Origin of the sequence: Dyadobacter bucti (genome assembly GCF_005869225.1) — a bacterium.
In the GTDB taxonomy this organism is placed as follows: Bacteria; Bacteroidota; Bacteroidia; order Cytophagales; family Spirosomataceae; genus Dyadobacter; species Dyadobacter bucti.
In genome coordinates this window covers 202,667-220,888 of record NZ_SWFP01000001.1, presented here as the reverse complement: position 1 = coordinate 220,888, position 18,222 = coordinate 202,667, and the positions used below count along the sequence as shown (strand labels likewise).

The window sequence follows — 18,222 nt, the reverse complement described above, 5'->3', positions numbered from 1 at the left end:
ATACCCTGTAACCTCAAAAAGTATATTTTAGAAAACGGCAGTTTTTAAAGTATTACAGAACAGGCAGGCTTTCCGGTGCAACCTTTGATAGGCACATTCAATCTTTCACAAAACCAATCCCTTTTGAAATCGTCATGAAGAAACCTTTGCAACTTCCCGTTTTTGTCGTTTTGCTGATGCTTTTTTGGATTGCCGGCTGTTCATCTTCCGAAGAAAAGCCGGACGTCAGTGAATCGGAAATGAATGCCGTCTTTAAAGAATTCGATCGTAAAGACGGCCCGGGCTGTGCGGTGGCGGTTGTTAAGGATGGTAAAGTGATATTCGAAAAAGGGTATGGTATGGCCAATCTTGAATACGATATCCCGGTCACGCCGGCCACTATCTTTGATATCGCGTCGGTTTCCAAACAGTTTGCCGGTTTCGCGGTTTCCAAGCTGGTCGAAGAAAAAAAAATCTCGCTCGATGATGATGTCCGCAAATATCTGCCCGATGTTCCGGATTTTGGCAAGAAGATCACGATCCGCCATCTGGTACATCACACCAGCGGACTGCGGGACTGGCCGGAAGCGCTGAACATAGCGGGCTGGCGATGGGACGAGGTTTTTTCTTTTAATGATATCATGAATATGGTCAGGGCCCAGAAGGACCTCGATTTTGACCCTGGCAACCACTATTCTTATTCCAACACCGGCTACAATTTGCTGGCAGCCATCGTGGAGAAAGTCAGCGGGCAATCGTTCAGGACCTGGACGGAGGCAAATATTTTCAAACCGCTGAACATGAATTCTTCTGAATTTCAGGACGATTATACAAGGCTGATCAAAAACATGGCTTACTCTTACAGCGCCCGTGACAAAGAATTTGTAAAAACTCCCGGCGCATTAACTGCCTATGGGTCAAGTTCATTATTCACCTCCGTGGAAGATCTTTCCAAGTGGGTGATCCATTTTGACAAAGAGGTTGCTGCAAAAAATCCGGTTTATCTCAGAATGCTCGAAGAAGGCAAGCTCAACAACGGAGAGACTGTGCATTATGGCTATGGCCTGGCAACAGGGCAGGACCGCACATTGAAAACCATTTCGCACACGGGGGGCTGGGCCGGGTACAGGACTATCATCCGCAATTACCCCAATGAAAAAATCTCGGTCATTATTCTCAGCAATTCGAGCGATTTTAATCCGGATGCATACGCCTCACAAGTTGCAGACCAGTTTTTGGGTAAAAAACTCAAATCGGAGGGAGGACATGCAGATCATGTAAAAGATTTGGCTACGATTAAGCTGGAGCCTGGCGCTGCCAGCAAACTCCTTGGTACTTATCAGTTGGGCCCCGGCTGGGCTGCCACTTTTACCTGGGAAAACAGCGAACTGATGGTACAGGCCACCGGCGAGCCGAAGTTCCCTGTAGAAGCCAAGTCTGATTCGGTGGTATGGGTACCCGCGTACGGCGCGTCTGCGACTTTCGTGAAAGATGCCGACGGTTCGTTCAGTTCCTTGAAATACAGGGATATTATTGCCAGGAGAATTACACCCTGGTCTCCAAAGGCCAGTCAGCTTAGCCAGTACGCAGGCACCTATTACAGCGAAGAACTGGGCACTGAGTACAAGGTGAAACTGAAGGGCGATACGTTGGCAATGCACCACATGCGGAATGGAAACATAATGCTGACTCCCGACGCCACCGGCCAGGACCAGTTTGCCAGTTCAATAGGAAATATTCTTTTTATGAAGGACGCGCAACAAAAAATATCCGGCCTTACCGTTTCCGGGGGCCGGGTCAAAAATCTTAAATTCCGGAAAAAATAACGGTAGTGAGAAAAACCGGAAGCAGGTTTGCGATTACAATCTCAGATCTGCTTCAATGCTTTGAAAATTTCAGCATGGGGCTGTTCGCCTTCAAAAGTCCGTACAAGCTTGCCTGTTTTGTCATAAATGGCAATGTATGGAAATGATCTGATCTGATAGTATTTCTGCACCGTAAGCGTGGTGCCTTCCGTGCCCACTTTGAAGTTGGGATACGAAGCCAGTCCGTACTGGGTTACAAACGGTTTGACCATTTCCATCGGTTGGAAAGTCACCATTACCACCTGCTTGTTGGCAACAACACTGTAGTTTTTAACCAAATCTTTTGTGAAATCCTGGCAATGGTCGCAGTCGGGTGAGAAATATACAAGTACAACTGGCCCGGGTGCGAGCTGTGAAGCAGTGTACATGTGGCCGCTCGTCAGCCTGATCTGAAACGGGGCTATTTTGGTCTGGCCTGTGCCCTGGGAAAAACAAAACACGCTTCCGGTAAGAAGCAAAAACAGCATAATCAATTTTCTGCTCATGGGTTGAGAACGATGGTCGTGGAAATGGCTGCAAGATACGAAAATACCCGTCTGATTTATTTTCCCTTTACTTTTTCGAGTATGTTCTGTAACTGGAAAATGTGCCTCTTCGAGTGACAGATCACAAAGCTGACCCATTCCCATCGGGTCAGTTCGCCTATCTCCGGAAAAGGGAAGCTGGTACAAAGCTGTGTAAGGTCCTCCGCGCTTGTGATCATCAGAATTTCAGACCTTTCTTTTTGAAAAGACATCAGGAGCTGGTTTTTATCATGAGGGCCGTTACCCGGAATGATGAATTCCGGGGCTTGCAGCTTGGTTGTGAAATCCAGAAAAACGGCTTCGATCTCCGGTACTTTTTCATCCTTCGGGCGTTCGGCTGGTTTGGTCTTTTCGAGCAACACGCCCGGCAGGCCGGTTTCTGACATCAGGATATGTTCCGCAACCTGGCCGGCGGTCCAGCTGTTTTCAAAAGGTATTATGTTGATCTGCGCAGGTGTAAAAGAACCAAGAACACGGGAAAAGTCATTCGTAGTCTGTTCGAGTTCTTCAAGTATTTCCCTGGTTTTCATGACGTAGGTTTTTAATGGTTATTTATTTTCAACAATGCCCTTTAATGTGTTGAGGCTTTCTTCAAGGTCTTTGCCCAGCATACCGTCGATGAATAAATTCATAATGTTCATCGGGTATGGCGATCTGCCGGACATGCCCCATTTTAGAAGGGTCTCATGGTCCGAAACGGGCAGCGTACTCATTTCCGTCAGTCCTACACTCTCGAAAGGCCTGACAAAACGGATTTCCAGATTGATCGTCTTGTCCGGATCTATGTTCTTGATTTCTAGTTCACCTTTTCCTGCGTCCGTAGCGCTGTCCCAGGCATAGATGAACCCAACCGTTCCGTCCGTTCCGGTATACTCCTTTTTCATGTTCGGGTCGACCATCACCCATTTGTTATAGTGGTCCATGTTCTTCTGGTATTTGATATAATCAAAAACTTCCGGTGTTGGTTTGCTGATCGTTATTTCGCGTTTTACTTCATATTCATTTCTTACAAAAAGGGCGACGACGAGTAACAGCGCGAAGACACTGGCCAGGCCCACGAGGATTTTCAAAAGGATTTTCATGTTTTTGGGATTTAAGAGCGTTTTGTAATAAGTTGTAAGCTATAATTTATCAATAGTTTATGAAGGATTTTTGGTGTAGTAAAACATCCAGTCGATCTTGAATTTGTCGGTAAGTGTCCCGATTTTGCCTGCAAAGAAATCGTGCAACGGGTGCGTCACATTTCCGCCTTCCGAAAGGTTAGTGAAAAAGCGGTTGATCTCCTCCTCGCTACTGCAATTGATTGATAATGAAATATTCCCGCCGCTCAAAACGACATCTGAATCACGCATATCGCTACCCAGCAGCACAATGCCATTGTTCGTCAGACTGGCATGCAGGATATTCTTCTGAACGGCAGCCGGCCACTGCGCTGCCATCGGTGAATCGCCTATTGTCTGCAAACTCAATTCTCCACCCAGGCATTCCTGGTAAAAGTGCATAGCTTCCCGACACTGGCCGCTAAATGTTAGATAAGGATTAATCTGTGTCATCTCGGTAAGTATTTGTTGTTGTAATTGGATGTTACAAACGTACCTCTGATCCTCCGAATTTGAAGGGTGTAAAAACGGCAAAGAGAGGGGTTGAATGCGACATTCTAATTACTTACTTTTGGATTATGAAGCATATATCCATATTGGTTCCAAAGGGTGATGCAGCCTTGGGTACTATTGAAGGTCCTTTGATGTTTTTCAGCGCGGTCAACGACTTTCTGGCCGGGATGGGGAAGGAGCCGGCATTTAAGATACAGCTGGTGGGTTTCTCCCTTGAACCGCAGCGTTACGGCGGTGTTTTTTCGGTGGTCCCGGATGTCATTTTCAGTGATGTCGAGAAAACGGACCTGATCATTGTCCCGGCGGTGAACGGTGATAAGGAGCAAGTAGTGGAGGCAAATCGGCCTTTTTTCACCTGGATCAGTAAGCAGCATGGGTCCGGTTCGGAGGTGGCAAGCTTGTGCGTTGGCGCGTTTCTACTGGCGGCTACGGGTTTGCTCAATGGCCGCAACTGTACGACACACTGGCTGTCGGCGAATGATTTCAGGAAGATGTACCCAACCATCAATCTCGTCGACGACCGGATCATTACGGACGAAAACGGCATCTACACAAGCGGAGGTGCGAATTCTTTCTGGAACCTGCTGGTGTATCTCACTGAAAAGTATATCGACAGGGAAATGGCGATTTATACAACCAAGTTTTTTGTGATTGAAATCGACCGGAATACGCAGTCGCCGTTTATTATGTTTACCGGGCAGAAAGGTCATGAAGATGATACGGTGCGGAAAGCCCAGGAGTTCATAGAGCGGAGTTTTCAGGACAAGATTACCGTTGACCAGCTTTCCGAGATGTTCTCTGTGGGGCGCAGGAGTTTTGAAAGACGGTTTAAAAAAGCAACTTCCAATTCGGTTGTGGAATATATTCAGCGGGTGAAGATCGAGGCTGCCAAAAAGAGCTTTGAGGTGAGCAGGAAAAATGTAAGTGAGCTGATGTATGAAGTGGGATATTCAGATAACAAGGCATTTCGCAGTACCTTTAAAAAAATAACCGGCCTGTCGCCAGTGGAATACCGGAACAAATACAATCGCCAAATCCAGATCTGACAAATGGTGAAACCATACCAGCTATCCTTGTTCAACATGGATATCTACGAATATGCGTTCGTTTTGTCTCCTGATCAGGAAACGGAAGAGATCGTCGGCACTCTGAAACAGAAAATTGCCCGGACGATCAATGAAACCTCAGAGTACAGTCTTTCCTCGAAAGCGCATCTTTCGCTCGCTGAGTGGAAAACTTCCAAGATCATGGACGAAATGGTCATTGAAAAAGCAAGTGAAGCTTTGACATCGGTGAAAGGTTTTGTGGTGCGTTACGGTGGTAAAGAAATTTACCGGCACAAAACTACCAAGTCGCTGGTCCTAAAAATAGAAAATCCGGATCCGATTAAAGAGGTTGTCAAGATACTCTTCAAGTACTTTCCCTTCAAATCCCAAACCAACAGGTACCATATCACGATTGTACGCGCATTGCCGGCGGACAAATTTGACATCATCGATCCGCAGCTTGCTGAGTATGATCATAAGGGTGAATTTGTATGCAAAAGCGTAATAATATTGAGAAGAACGGTAACTGAAAATGGGTTGGGGGCCTACAACCGGATCAAGGAAATATATTTCGGGAACAGCAAGGAGTCCGCCGTGTAACAAAACTATGCATCCGGTCTTCCAGGTAGGCAGCTCGAGACTGTTTTATCAGTAACAGCCTTCCAGACAGGTGCCACCGGAGTATGAAGAGGTTGTTCAATTATAAAAGATTTGCTGCCCATATTCAATCAATTATACAGTACTGTTTCGGGAATGATGATTTCGTCCGGAAGGATTTCTGCGAAGAATCCGAACCTTTGCAGCAGGTGAACTAGGGCGGAAACATCTACAAAACCCTCTCCGGATTTCACACGAAGGATGTTGTCGCAGTCTTCCAGATCAAAACTTGCCAGGTAGCCCACGAAAGTATGCTGTATATGTCCGATCAGGAAATTGGCCTGCTCCTGATTTTCTACATTCGTCTTAAATACCTCTACCATGCCTTAATATTATAGTTAAAAGGTGTTAATCAAGCAGTTTTCGATCCCGCTCCGAACGCTATCCGATGTTCCGGTATATGCAAGTCCAGAAGTCCGAGCAAACACGCGGAGGTTCTGGAGACGTCCATCCAACCTGTGTCAGTAGTATGCCGGTCAGGTTCTCAGCCGGATCGCAGGCCCAGGTACTGCCCATTCCTCCACTCCATCCAAAATTTCCCGGTTTCGACCATAAGTTAGCGCGTTGGATGTCCACCGACATCCCGAATCCCCAGCCACTGCTTTCTCCCAGGAATAGTTCCCAGCCCGAAATCTGTTTTCGCGTCAGGTGGTTTGTCGTCATCAGCTCTACGGTTGGCCTGGAAAGGATGCGTGTGTCTCCGTACCTGCCTTTGTTAAGCATCATCTGGCCGAACGCCTGGAAGTCATCAACTGTGGACACCAGGCCGGCACTACCCATCGGAAAAGCAGGTGGTCGACTCCATTGCCCGCCCTCGGCCTCATCGTAAACCGATAGCTTTCCGGTTTTGTAATCGGGCATATAACTCGTTGCCAGCCGTCCGATTTTTGTTTCGGGCACACTGAAAGCCGTATCCTTCATGCCCAGCGGCCCGAAAATGCGTTCCTGCATAAATGTTTCCAGCGACTGGCCGGCGGCCCGGGCAATCAGTACGCCCAGTACATCCAGTCCAAGATCGTACATCCACATCTCACCAGGCTGGTACATCAGGGGCAGCGACCCAACCTGTTCGATCCACTTGTCGGGAGAGGGCCAATGCTGCGGTTTGGGTGGCCCCTGCAGGATTCCATATTTTTGCAGGGCAAGTTGTATCGGATAGGTTCCGTTGAAATTCAGCAAATGTCCCATTCCCATCCGGAGGGTCAGCAGATCACGCAATGTGATCGGGCGGCTGGCCTGAACGGTCTCGCTGAGTGGCCCGTCCACTTTTTTCAACACTTTCCGATCGGCAAGTTCCGGTAACCAAATGTCCACAGGATCATCCAGGCGGAGTTTGCATTCTTCCACCAGGATCATGGCTGCTACCGCCGTCACCGGCTTGGTCATGGACGAAATGCGGAATATAGAATCCCGCTGAACAGGCACATTCTCTCCCAAAGCCAGGGTTCCGGCTGTTTCAACCTGTACCATACCGTTGCGGCTGACCAGCGCGGCCAGGCCAGGTATCTCGCCCCTTTCTACATAACCTTCAAGGATTTCCTTCAGACCGGGAGCAAGTGTGCCTCCGGTATTTTTTATCTCCGTGTTGATCATTTGCCATCCCTTAAACTAAGAAGTCCTGGATAATTTGATATTCATCAGGTGATGCCAGGCATCATTTTCATAAAGCTGCTCCCAAACCCCCGATAGGGTATTCCCATCATCACTGAAACCACCGGTGAACCGTAGATTGTGTGACAGGAAAGCCCAGACACCATCCTCTTCAACCGCATGCATGATCCCCGATTCGCCGGTGTTGTCATAGTAGTGCATCGGATAAGTATCGCTCAGCTGGTCGTATCCAATGATTTCAATGCTTTCTTTCCGGTCTGTGCCAACCATCACATCTACCCGGTGCAACAGAAAAAAGCCGCCAGGGAGCCATTCGTAAGTATCCGTTCCGCTGATCGGAAGGGCAACACTTTCGGGGCCCGCAGTTAAGCTTCCGGAGGTATCCCATTTACCAACAAAAGATTCCAGAAGTTTATACGCCGCTTCCGGACCTGGTTTTTGATTGCTGTAGTTGTTTCCCATTGGATTTTAGTTTGGCTTGTTAGTAATATGTTTGTGCACAGTTACCAAAATTGCTCAGGTTATTAAAACAACCTGTATTTTCCTGGTGCCGAAAATTCTGTCAGCTGCTGTGCATGCAAGCCCGGTATCCATCTGATCCGAAACAATATCAGCACAACAAACTAACAAGTATTCAATCACTTTTTACGATGGAATTTGCGACAATGTAGGGGGGTAATTGTGACAATCGCCGCTTTTGGAAATTCATGTCATTTTGAGACGGAAATTTTTTAAAAGATACGATGCTGCTTTGAAAACGCAAATTACTGAGCTCAGTTTCACAATACTTGCTCCGAAGCGGCAGTGTTTTGGTAATGCGGACGGGGCAGATCTTTTTATGCATAAATCACAAAACCTCCCGGTGGGATGGTCAGCCTTACCGCTTTTCCGTTACGGACTTCTACATTTAACTCCTGCGGGCTGTTTTTAGATGAATACAGGCAACGTATCCGGGAATTGACCGGATGCAGATCGTTGTCGATTGTAACGTATGCAATGGTCTCATGTTGAGGATCGATATTGATTGCGCACAAAACTTCTCTGTCATTGAAAATCCGGGACCAGGCTACTATAGAATTCATCCGCTCACCAAAAATGGTTGGCAGGCTGAAATCAATTCCATTCGCTGATGTAGTCCGCAAGTACTGGCGACCCCGCCGCAAGGCGATGTGCTGTTTTCTTAATTCATTGATTTTTGAAATCTCGGGATACCAGGGATTGTTTTCGTTAAAAAAATGGACGTTTCTGCTCCTGAAAGCCCCGAATTCTCCCCCGAACATAGCTTCCCGGATGTAGCGGTCATTACCTCCTTCTCCGTCAAAAGCCTGCTCGGTCCCGTAGTAGATGCATGGAATCCCAAGCGTGGTCAGGTTCAGCCCCAACACAGCCACCAGCATGTCGGTTCCCAGCGAGTCGGCGCAAAACCGGGCCTTATGCCCGCCTTTCCGAACCTGATCGTGGTCGTCGAACAGGGTAACCACCTTATTTCTGAACCATATATGTGACTCTTTCTGAACAAGTTCCGAATTCCTGAACAGTCCGAAATATTCGGATGGATTTCTATAACCTTTTACCAGATATTCCAATTTGTCGGGTATGTCATCGATTCCCAGCGCCGCATCAAGGCCGGTGAGTTCGAGTGTGTTAAAAGCCCTTTGCCTGCCTCCGGTGATCTCGCCGATCAGGTAAAAATTTTCCTTACCGATGCCCATTGTAAATTCTTTGATCACGGAAGAAAAATATCTGGTGGCACCCAACTCCATATGTTTGACTGTGTCGATCCTGAAACCATCGATATCTGCTACCGCTATCCAGTATTTGTAAGCCTCAGTGAGATATTTGAATGCGTCTGAAACCCTGAAATTATCGACATCGCCGCTGCCGTGTGTGATATCTTTCAACGATTCAAAATCGCCGTTGAGAAATTCCGGTTCGTAGTCCCAGTTTACGATTTTCCCTTTTTGGGTGAAAGTACCAGCTTCCTGCAATTCCGCCGGCCAGATCCCGGCGTCTGCGGATTCACCGGCAGCCAGCGGCCCAAACGGGAGCGCTGCATTTCCTGCCGCATTTCTGAATCCCTGTACAGGGAAGGTCTGGCCATTTTGATACGCGGGCTGTCCGCCGACGTAGCCGAAAACATCTCCGGAATGATTCAAAATGATGTCTAGTATTACAAAAATGCCGTTTTCATGTGCGGTTTTTACGACATCGATCAGGTCGGTGGTGGTACCGAACCGCGGCTCGATATCCAGAAAATCCTGGATGCCATAACCATGGTACGACTCTTGTGCAGCGACCTGCTTAAAAACAGGGCTGATCCAGATGGCGGTGACGCCGAGCCGCTTCAGATATCCTATCTTGCTTTTCAGGCCTTTGAGGTTTCCTCCGACGAAATTTCCCCCCGCGTCTCTCCATCGCGCGGCGGTTTCTTCTGTGGCAATTGCATTCCCCGCTTCTACCCCGGTAAATAATGGAGTGTTCCCGGCAGAGACGATGTTTCCGTTGTTATCCGTGAAGTTCGTTTCATCCCCATCTGAAAAACGGTCCACCAGCAAAAAGTACAAAACCTGGTCTTCCCAGGCTTGGGGAGATGGAAAGTAGACGGGCTGAATGATATCCGCAAAGTCAATCTCGTGTAAAGATCTGAATGTTCCCATGTTCGGTATCTGTGCTAAGGTGAAGTGTTCCCTGCGATTGCCAGGGGAAGTGCGGCTTGTGAATTAAACAATATATTGTTGTGTGTGCAAACCTTTTAATAATTCATTTCCCCGGGGTTATATGTATCTTCCAGGTACTCCTAATCGGAACATCTACGACAAAAAAAAAGCTGCCCGGTTCCGCCAACAAAAAAGCGAACCGGACAGCCAGTTAAGATCCAAAAAGCGAATTGCTACCGCGATCCAGATAACGACGATAATTTGGATTCATCGTCAGCGATCTTTCGCCTGAGCGACTCAATGTCTTTTTTCAGGCTTTCAAGACTACTAACCGCCTTTCTGGCAGATTTTGCGTCTTTTCTGGCTTTTCGTGCTGCCTTACTGGCTCTCCTGGACTGTTTCTTGTCTTGTGCATCGTCCCGCAGTCGATCTGCCGATCTTTGATTGTCATTGGCTGATCTCTGCGCTCTTTCGGCTGTCTTTTCAACCTCACGCGTTTTGTCTGCTACCTGATTTTCCAGCTTAGCGAGTTCAATCTTCCTGTCATTCAATTTTTTATTAACCTCTATTAAATCTTTTTGCTCATTAAGAGCTTTGATTGAATCTTTGGAAACTACTTGTGCAGAAAGCGAAAGTGAGACAAAAAATAATACTAGAGTGCCTGCTATTAGTCTGTTTTTCATACTGATGTTTGGGTTGTGTCGATGATGAGCATGCTAAAATCGTGCCAATGCAGATTTGAAAGCGTAGTTTGGCGCAGCTTGCAGGGAATATCGGCCAGTTTGGCGTAGCTGAAAACTACGCCTGACTTGATTCTGCGCTACGCTCTTCTATCTTAAATTCAACATTGCCGGGTTTATTCTATTACTGCTTTTTTAGTCTGGTTATTTTTGTAAAAAACTGAACGTAAGATGACATTGTACTACCTCGTGCTGATGTTTACCGGCGCAACTACCGCCCTGATCGCCGGACTTTTCTTCGCTTATTCCTGTTCCGTTAATCTCGGGCTTGGTTTGTTGCCCGATGCGGGATACCTCAGTGCAATGCAGTCGATCAATCGCGCCATTCTTAATCCCGTCTTTTTTATTGCATTTTTCAGCCCGCTGCTTTTGTTGCCCCTGAGTGCATACCTCAGTTATAGTCCGGGCGGCTCGGTTCGGTTTACCTGTTTTCTGACGGCGACGGTTTTGTATTTTGCCGGCGTTTTTGGCATGACCGTTTTCGGCAATGTTCCTTTAAATGAGGCACTCGATGCTTTTAACATTCATACTGCCTCAGCGGATGCGATCCGGGCGGAGCGGCAGGTTTTTGAAAAACCATGGAATCGTTTAAACATGGTCCGCACGATTGTTTCTTTGCTGACCCTATTATTTGTTCTGGCCGCGATTCTGGCTTATCCGAAATCTGTACTTTCGGATTTACTTGATTAATCCCTGAAATTATGAAACAAAGTGCCGGTATTTTACTTTTCAGAGTGACAGCAGAAGAACCGGAGGTATTGCTGGTACATCCTGGCGGACCATTTTTTGCGAAAAAGAATGAAGGCTCCTGGACTATACCCAAAGGAGAAGGGCTGCCGTCTGAGGATTTGCTGGAAACCGCAGTCAGGGAATTTGAGGAAGAAACAGGTGCCAGTATTTCCGGCGCGTTTATACCCCTCAATCCCATTACTCAAAAAGGAGGGAAGAGGGTTTTTTGCTGGGCGCTCGAAGGAAACCTGGATTTGGCAATGTTTGTAAGCAATACCTTTGAAATGGAATGGCCGCCCAAATCAGGAAAAATGAAAAGTTATCCTGAAAATGATAAGGCGGCCTGGTTAAAACTCGGTGAGGCCAAAAAGCTGATCAACGAAAAGCAGCTCGCTTTTCTGGAACAACTGGCGGTAATCCTCGATTACCGGCCCGAACACTAAATCCGGTGAAAACTATTTTGCCGAAAATAACGGACTGTATCTGTCGCGGTAGACGTAGGCGAGAAATAAATTTCCTGCAAAAATGAAAATTGCCACCGGCAACCCCTCCGGCGCAAGAAACGCATGGAAAAGAAGAATATTAAAGGTGATCGGAAACAGGACTACCAGCGTGAGCGGGATAAATCTGCCTGTAAGCAACGCAACAGCACAAATCAGTTCGATGGATTTCAGTACCGGCATAAAATAGCCGCTGGCTGCTATACCTTCGTTAAAGGTTTTGACAGGCCCGGTCAGTTCTGGCTGAGGTACCAGTTTGAACAGCACTACTACCGACGAAAAAAGAAAAATGAGGCCCATCAGGACGCGGACAATGATTATTACAAATTTCATAGTAACTGGCAGGCGATTTAGTTGATTTAAAATAAAAGCAAGGCTAATTTTTATCTTCGATCACCGACAGGATATTGCCGGCCGGGTCGGTAAACCAGGCGATGGTGGGTCCTTCACCACGGAAAATGTTATCGTTATCCGTTTTGAGGCCCGGCATATCATAACTTTCAAAAGGAACGCCCAGCTTTTTAAGGTCCGCAACGCTCTTTTCAATATCGGGCACATTAAAATTGAGGATGGTAAATGTGGCCGGGGTGTGGTTTGGTTTTTCGTAGACCATCACGCTGGCACCGCCGGAAAGTTTTATATTAAGCAGGTTCATTTCCTCTATTTCTTCCACTTCCAGTTGAAGAATTTCGCCATAGAACTGTTTCGCTTTCAGGACGCTGTCTACTGAAAAACCGCTGAATGCTTTTGAATTTCTGAACATAAAAATTGGAGTTTAGTTGATGATGAATTGTGTTAATCTTTTGATGCAATAACAGGTTCCGTTTCTAGTGACATATCATTTTCGTCTCCTCTTTTGTATTTCGCTGACAATAGCCTGTAGGACTTTGACCGCATTGCCAGTATTGTCACCACCAGACCGACCATACCGGTGACAGTAAACAAAAGCGCAAGTCCCCGGGCCGTACCAGTCCCAAACCAGGGTCCGAGCAAGCTGACACCGCCGCCTGTGGTCATAAAAGGAATAAAGATGAACTTCGCGATCGGGCCAATCATAAATGCAGTGAGTGGGGAAGCAGCCTGTTCAATACTTTGGGCAAATCCAAAAACCCTTCCCTGACGATCCGGCGGGATTACTTTCTGTAAAATGGTCTGCTCGGTAGCTTCCACCACAGGAATAAGGCAGAGATATACGAACATACCGACTGCCAGCAAAACTATGGATGCCTGTATAGTGAAGACCACGCAGATCGCCCACATGACGATGTTTGACACAAAAAGAGTGCGTAAAGGGTTTTTGCCCAGCCCTTTTTTGGCAACCACAAGGCCGCCTACGATAAAGCCCATACTCAGAACTCCCCACAATATACCCCAGGCTTGTACTGAAACCATTGACAATCCGTAGGCATCCATCAGAGACATAAACACTCCGCCCAGGAAGTTGTTAAAAGTATTAAAAAAGATCAGAGCGAATAATCCGGGCACCATGCGTATGGCGGCAATAGTTCCTTTCACATCTATATGCTGGGTGTGGTCTTCCGCATGGATCGTCTCCTTTTCCGGAATGGATATGGTCCACAAATGAACAAGGACAGCGACGGAAAGCACTACTGCCAGTACGAGCGTCCAGTACATGCCCAGAAAACCTATTGTCATCCCACTGAAAATCGAGGCTACCAGAAAGGAAACGCCATTTGTGGTTCCTACCATTCCGTTGGCCTTGTCCCTGTTTTCTTCAGGTATGAGGAAGGTAACCAGTGTCGACAAAGCTATCGTCCGGATATTTCCGGCGATTGCGCCAAAAAGAGTCAGAATGATGAATCCCCAGAAGGCAACGCTGGACGGATCCTTGAAAACACTTTCAGGCGTGGATATGTAGATGATGAATGCGGTGGTATACAAGATCAGGGACATAATGCCTGATATCATCATTGCCTTTTTCTTTTTGAACCTGTCCACCAGTGAGCCCAGAAAAAAACCTGAAATAGCTACCGTTCCCAGGTAGATCCCCGCCATGAATGACGTTGCCAGCACGGACTGGGTCTCCAGATACGCCCAGAACGTCACCGCAAACCAAACGAAATTATTGGTCAGCGAGGCAACCAGCGAATTGCCCAATATGGGATAAAAGAACTTCATCGGGTTTTCAGATTTTATTTCTTTCCGGTTTGTTACATGTACTTCATAGGCTCGTAACCGAGCAGTCTCCGCCAAAGGGCGATCTGGCCAATGCAGTTGGCTTCCCGATAGCTGGAGAAATAAGAAATATCGTACAATGTCATTGAATAACCCGGCATCATTTCGATGGTGGAATCAAGTTTTTCGTCTGCAACGTTGACCAGCAAGTCCTTCAAAACCGGAGTGATTTTTTTCCAGTCTTCCCGGAATACGTCCAGCGAAGGGTAGATGACATCGTTCTGGATGCCTTTGTTATCCCTGAAAAAATCGTCTGCGGTTTGTTTCAGGTCGCTGCCAAAAACTCTCGCCAGGTCAAATCTTTGTTCCACCATACTTCCTGTAAGCCAGGCAATATGGTTGGCAGGCGTATTCAATCTGTTATGGCGGTCATTATCGGAAATGCCATCGAGTACATTGTTGAAAAACGTCGATTGCATATCATACAGGTCAATCAATGAGATCATCCTGTTGCTTTTAACTTTCTCCATGATCTTACATGTTTGTTAACTGATCAAAAGTACTATCAATCAAACATTAAGAAGGTGGTGTTACAAGACATTGTTAGGGGGGGATCGCGACAATCTAAATTCCCCAGGCCGTGACCATCAGATTTCTTGGACCACCGTAGTCCCGGTGTTCGCATAAATAGATGCCCTGCCACATGCCCAGGCCGAGTTGACCGTTACGGACGGGGATCATCACCGAACTTCCCAGCAGGGCTGCTTTCAAATGGGCCGGCATATCATCCGATCCCTCGTAATTGTGTTTATAGTCCGGATCGTTTTCCGGTACTGCCTTGTTAAAATACATCTCAAAATCTTTCCTGACCGTCGGGTCTGCATTCTCGTTGATGGTCAGCGACGCCGATGTGTGCTGAATGAACACCTGGCACATACCCGTTCTGATCTCGCGGATCTGTGGAAGCACATGCTCGATTTCTGCGGTGATCAAGTGAAATCCTCTTCGTTGTTCTTTCAGCTGTACCGTCGCCTGGTAAATTTTCATAAATAATTGTAAAAACAGAGGTCAGGGTGTAGCATTGGCATTAGTTCGCTGAGGAACGTTCTGAATTTGTCCGGGAACGCTTTGTGGATTGGCCGGGATAATTATTTGCGATTGAGAAGGTACTGTTCTCGAATCCTGGTTGGTGTTCATTTTCGGGACTTCCCCGGTAGGTTGGGTAGTCTGTATTTGTTGGTTGGTCTGTACTTGCTGCGGAACCGTGATAATCTCTTGCGAAGTTACCGGAGCCGCCTGCTGCGTGTTCTGATGGATACGTTCTGTATTCTGAGAGTTGTTTCCCTGAGGAATAGCGGGTGCGGCGGCTGGCTGGATCTGTCCTGTTGGTTTCGGCTGGTACTGAGAGTAGGGACGCGCGGGCTGGCCTGTGTATGCTTTTGGAACTTGTCCGGTGGGAGCAGGGCGGGCCGGGGCGCCGACGATTTGCGAAAACGATTGGCCGCAGGCCATCAATGTTATCAAACAAGCGATGAGCCCTATTTTTCCTGATTTCATTGTTGTGTATGTTAGTTGTGGTACAAATATATTTGTTTCCACTTCAGCTTACCAAAACCATTCCACCAGACGTTCACCGTCACTAGCCTGCAAAGCCCAGCCAACTACGGTTACGATTTCCGGAATTAGCTGAGCAAAGGGCTGTTGTTTTTACCTGGAATTAGTTTCTATCCCAGAATGCAGGCGGTTCGATTCCAAGCGCGCGCAGGTAAACATATCCCTGCCCGCGGTGATGGATTTCGTTGTCGATGAGGTACAATGTAAGATCATATATGGTGCCTTCATACATACCATAGGCCACGTCGTTTTCCTGAAAGCGTCCCTCTGGTATTTGCGCCCATAAATTGTTGATGATGTCTGTTGTCAGGTCCCAAAGTTCCAGGACTTCTTTCCTGGTGGCAGGTGCTTCGGTAGAATAATCAAGCTTGGGTTCGTCAAAAGTCCAGTTGCCTGTGGCAATACCATTTACTCCCGGTGCAGCCAGTCCGATCATCTCCATGGTAAGGCCGGCGAACGTGCGCATGCCGCCGATGGAAAAATTGTAAAACTGTTCCTCAGGAAAAGCTTCGATCACCCTTCTTGTGAGACGACGGTGACCCTGCCAGTGATTCAGTAATGCTTCCGGGGAAAGGACAAATGAAATTGCTGCGGTTTCAGGGGTTGCTGTGCTGTTAGTTTCCATGTTTTCTGATTTTTAAAATGTTCCGTTTTGATTACATTACAAAGGAAACACCCCCTGATGACAGCCCTATGTCAGCAGGTTTTTCAGATTTTCAGATTTTTTTTCGACGGCGATCAGGCACAATTTTAAAGCTCTGCGGCTTTCCATTAAATTGATAAGATGATGTCTGCGAGCACATTAAATTAAAATTCATGATCAGTTACAATAATGACCATGATGAAATCAGCAAAGGGACAGCATCCCTATTTGATCTTTTCAAGCTTGATATCATCTACAAAACTTTTCTGGGACGCCATTTTCTCCACATCTCCGGATTTTCTCGGAGCTTTAATCGATAGGATTTCCCCCTTTTGCTTTCCGATCAGCACGTCGTCTTCAATCCGGACTGCCATTCCCCACCATTTTTTGTCACAGTCGCTGCCTTCCGGGATATACACGCCCGGCTCGACCGTTATGATCATGTTCTCGAACAGACTGTCGTAAATCCCTTTGTCATGAACGTCCAGACCCAGGAAATGCGAGCAGCCGTGCGGATAATAGAGCCGGTTGGCCGTGGCATCTTTTAATATCCCCAGTTTTACCAAACCGTCCGTGACAACATCCCGGGCTGTTTTTTCGATTTGCCGAAAAGTGGTCCCTTCTTTACAAATCTTGAAAACGGCTTCCTGGGCCTGATATACAATGTCATAGATTTGTTTTTGCTCTGACGTGAATTTACCGTTGGCCGGGAAGGTGCGGGTAACATCGGCCGTATATCCGTGGTACTCCGCGCCGACGTCCATTAGTACCATTTTATTTCCTACCTGGGTAACATTGTTTTCAATGTAGTGCAATACACAGCCATTGTTCCCCGCACCTACGATAGAAGGGTAGCCCACATATTCGGCTCCCAGTTTTTTATGTATAAATTCCTGGACACCCTGTAACTCCAGCTCGGACATGCCGGGTTTCACTGCTTTCATGGCTTCATTGTGGGCCAGGGCAGAAATGTCGATTGCCTTGCGCATCAGTACCAGCTCCTCGCTGGTCTTGATCTGCCTGAGCTGATTGGTATACAGCGTGTAAAGGGCGGAGTTCCATTTCAGCGTTTTGATATCATTCAAAAACGCCGACATTTCGAGCGAGTCCTTGACATTGATAAGCCGCTTTACGAAAGCGTTTGCTTTGTAACGCTCGTTGCCGGCCGCAAGGCTTTGGTAATATTTGATAAGACCCGGACGGGACACGTCATCGCTGGCAATTTCAGGGGAGCGGGTCAGAGAGGCAAGATTGGCAACGACAGCTACGTCAAAATCATCAGGCATTCCTGATTTTTTTCGGAAGCTCTGGGTCAGATCATAAGTATCGTCCGATTGTCCCAGTTTGTCGGCGATATCCTGGGGGAACTCAAAGATGATGCTGCTGAATTTGGTGAGGTCGAGGGGAAAGTCCCGGAATTCGGCGGAATTATAAACATGTGAAAACCCCAATTGTTGTTTCACACCTTCAACGCCGAGCCTTTTCCCCGTCCATTGCTCCCTGGCAGCATCTTTTTTCTGAACAAAAAACAGCTCCGAGTAGGACTGACCGTCACCATCTTTTTGGGCTTCTTTAAAAATCAGAAGGACAGCATTGGGTTCGGTGTAGCCGCTGAAATAATACAGATCTGGATTCGCGTGGTACTTATAGTCCACATCATTGGCAAAATTCCTCGGCGGACTGGCGAAGACGGCCATTACCGAATTGGCCGGGAGCAGCTGTCTCAAAGCTTCCCGCCGGCCTTTGTGAAAATCCTTGCTCAGGAAATCATCAGGTACGGGCAGCTGGGCGTAAGCCGCCGCAGAGATCAATATCAGTAGTAAGGATAGCGCTTTTTTCATCCTAAGCCTTGTTTGCAGAAGTGTTCAAATTTTTCACAATATAATATATGTGGGCAACAGGATTGGC

At 47.2% G+C, this 18,222-nt stretch carries 22 protein-coding genes; 5 read left to right on the top strand and 17 right to left on the bottom strand.

The annotated features are described in order from the left end of the window. Positions 1-134: 134 nt before the first annotated feature. On the top strand, positions 135-1,805 hold the full coding sequence (locus tag FBF61_RS00915) for a serine hydrolase domain-containing protein (RefSeq protein ID WP_138475283.1): 1,671 nt from the start codon (positions 135-137) through the stop codon (positions 1,803-1,805). Between the two features lie 41 nt (positions 1,806-1,846). On the opposite strand, the gene FBF61_RS00910 is transcribed toward FBF61_RS00915, so the two are convergent. The 4 genes from FBF61_RS00910 to FBF61_RS00895 are packed head-to-tail and all read right to left on the bottom strand — an operon-like array spanning position 1,847 to position 3,921. Beyond that, a complete protein-coding gene (locus FBF61_RS00910) occupies positions 1,847-2,329 on the bottom strand; it encodes a TlpA family protein disulfide reductase (RefSeq protein WP_138475281.1) in 483 nt (160 codons plus the stop codon). Positions 2,330-2,385: 56 nt separating this feature from the next. Continuing rightward, positions 2,386-2,898, bottom strand: coding sequence for a DinB family protein (locus FBF61_RS00905; protein ID WP_138475279.1), 513 nt, complete (start codon positions 2,896-2,898; stop codon positions 2,386-2,388). 18 nt (positions 2,899-2,916) lie between these two features. Further along, positions 2,917-3,450, bottom strand: a complete 534-nt coding sequence (locus FBF61_RS00900; RefSeq protein WP_138475277.1) for an SRPBCC family protein — start codon at positions 3,448-3,450, stop codon at positions 2,917-2,919. Between the two features lie 57 nt (positions 3,451-3,507). After that, a complete protein-coding gene (locus FBF61_RS00895) occupies positions 3,508-3,921 on the bottom strand; it encodes a VOC family protein (RefSeq protein WP_138475275.1) in 414 nt (137 codons plus the stop codon). Between the two features lie 125 nt (positions 3,922-4,046). Here FBF61_RS00895 and FBF61_RS00890 point away from each other — a divergent pair, with 125 nt between their 5' ends. After that, positions 4,047-5,027 carry a GlxA family transcriptional regulator gene (locus FBF61_RS00890; protein ID WP_138475273.1) on the top strand — a complete coding sequence of 327 codons (981 nt, stop codon included), beginning with the start codon at positions 4,047-4,049 and terminating at the stop codon, positions 5,025-5,027. A 3-nt stretch (positions 5,028-5,030) separates the two neighbouring features. Then, positions 5,031-5,627, top strand: coding sequence for a 2'-5' RNA ligase family protein (locus FBF61_RS00885; protein ID WP_138475271.1), 597 nt, complete (start codon positions 5,031-5,033; stop codon positions 5,625-5,627). A gap of 128 nt (positions 5,628-5,755) precedes the next feature. Here FBF61_RS00885 and FBF61_RS00880 read toward each other — a convergent pair whose 3' ends face one another. The 5 genes from FBF61_RS00880 to FBF61_RS00860 all read right to left on the bottom strand — a co-directional run bounded on the left by FBF61_RS00880 (position 5,756) and on the right by FBF61_RS00860 (position 10,635). Next, on the bottom strand, positions 5,756-6,007 hold the full coding sequence (locus FBF61_RS00880; protein ID WP_138475269.1) for a hypothetical protein: 252 nt from the start codon (positions 6,005-6,007) through the stop codon (positions 5,756-5,758). A 58-nt stretch (positions 6,008-6,065) separates the two neighbouring features. After that, positions 6,066-7,277: a serine hydrolase domain-containing protein gene (locus tag FBF61_RS00875; RefSeq protein ID WP_138475267.1), complete on the bottom strand. Its 1,212-nt coding sequence runs from the start codon at positions 7,275-7,277 to the stop codon at positions 6,066-6,068. Positions 7,278-7,292: 15 nt separating this feature from the next. Beyond that, positions 7,293-7,757, bottom strand: coding sequence for a DUF1579 family protein (locus tag FBF61_RS00870; RefSeq protein WP_138475265.1), 465 nt, complete (start codon positions 7,755-7,757; stop codon positions 7,293-7,295). 374 nt (positions 7,758-8,131) lie between these two features. Beyond that, positions 8,132-9,952: an alpha-amylase family glycosyl hydrolase gene (locus FBF61_RS00865; protein ID WP_138475263.1), complete on the bottom strand. Its 1,821-nt coding sequence runs from the start codon at positions 9,950-9,952 to the stop codon at positions 8,132-8,134. Between the two features lie 233 nt (positions 9,953-10,185). Further along, positions 10,186-10,635 carry a hypothetical protein gene (locus tag FBF61_RS00860; RefSeq protein ID WP_138475261.1) on the bottom strand — a complete coding sequence of 150 codons (450 nt, stop codon included), beginning with the start codon at positions 10,633-10,635 and terminating at the stop codon, positions 10,186-10,188. A 228-nt stretch (positions 10,636-10,863) separates the two neighbouring features. On the opposite strand from FBF61_RS00860, the gene FBF61_RS00855 reads away from it, so the two are divergent. Together FBF61_RS00855 and FBF61_RS00850 are read left to right on the top strand one after the other, a co-directional pair. After that, the gene (locus FBF61_RS00855) at positions 10,864-11,382 is read left to right on the top strand and encodes an anthrone oxygenase family protein (protein ID WP_138475259.1); all 519 of its coding nucleotides are present in this window, start codon (positions 10,864-10,866) and stop codon (positions 11,380-11,382) included. An 11-nt stretch (positions 11,383-11,393) separates the two neighbouring features. After that, positions 11,394-11,864, top strand: coding sequence for an NUDIX hydrolase (locus FBF61_RS00850; RefSeq protein ID WP_138475257.1), 471 nt, complete (start codon positions 11,394-11,396; stop codon positions 11,862-11,864). Between the two features lie 12 nt (positions 11,865-11,876). Here the strand turns inward: FBF61_RS00850 and FBF61_RS00845 are convergent, their stop codons facing one another. From FBF61_RS00845 to FBF61_RS00810, 8 genes are all read right to left on the bottom strand, one after another. Further along, a complete protein-coding gene (locus FBF61_RS00845; protein WP_138475255.1) occupies positions 11,877-12,254 on the bottom strand; it encodes a DoxX family protein in 378 nt (125 codons plus the stop codon). Between the two features lie 43 nt (positions 12,255-12,297). Next, positions 12,298-12,684, bottom strand: a complete 387-nt coding sequence (locus FBF61_RS00840; protein ID WP_138475253.1) for a VOC family protein — start codon at positions 12,682-12,684, stop codon at positions 12,298-12,300. 32 nt (positions 12,685-12,716) lie between these two features. Beyond that, entirely contained in the window at positions 12,717-14,060 is a 1,344-nt protein-coding gene (locus FBF61_RS00835; protein ID WP_138475251.1) for an MFS transporter, read from the bottom strand. A gap of 32 nt (positions 14,061-14,092) precedes the next feature. Next, on the bottom strand, positions 14,093-14,587 hold the full coding sequence (locus tag FBF61_RS00830; RefSeq protein ID WP_138475249.1) for a DinB family protein: 495 nt from the start codon (positions 14,585-14,587) through the stop codon (positions 14,093-14,095). Positions 14,588-14,681: 94 nt separating this feature from the next. Continuing rightward, a complete protein-coding gene (locus tag FBF61_RS00825) occupies positions 14,682-15,104 on the bottom strand; it encodes a secondary thiamine-phosphate synthase enzyme YjbQ (protein ID WP_138475247.1) in 423 nt (140 codons plus the stop codon). 21 nt (positions 15,105-15,125) lie between these two features. Next, on the bottom strand, positions 15,126-15,614 hold the full coding sequence (locus FBF61_RS00820) for a hypothetical protein (protein WP_138475245.1): 489 nt from the start codon (positions 15,612-15,614) through the stop codon (positions 15,126-15,128). 160 nt (positions 15,615-15,774) lie between these two features. Then, entirely contained in the window at positions 15,775-16,296 is a 522-nt protein-coding gene (locus FBF61_RS00815; RefSeq protein WP_138475243.1) for a DinB family protein, read from the bottom strand. A gap of 242 nt (positions 16,297-16,538) precedes the next feature. Next, positions 16,539-18,155: an aminopeptidase P family protein gene (locus FBF61_RS00810; RefSeq protein ID WP_138475241.1), complete on the bottom strand. Its 1,617-nt coding sequence runs from the start codon at positions 18,153-18,155 to the stop codon at positions 16,539-16,541. Between the last annotated feature and the right edge of the window lie 67 nt (positions 18,156-18,222).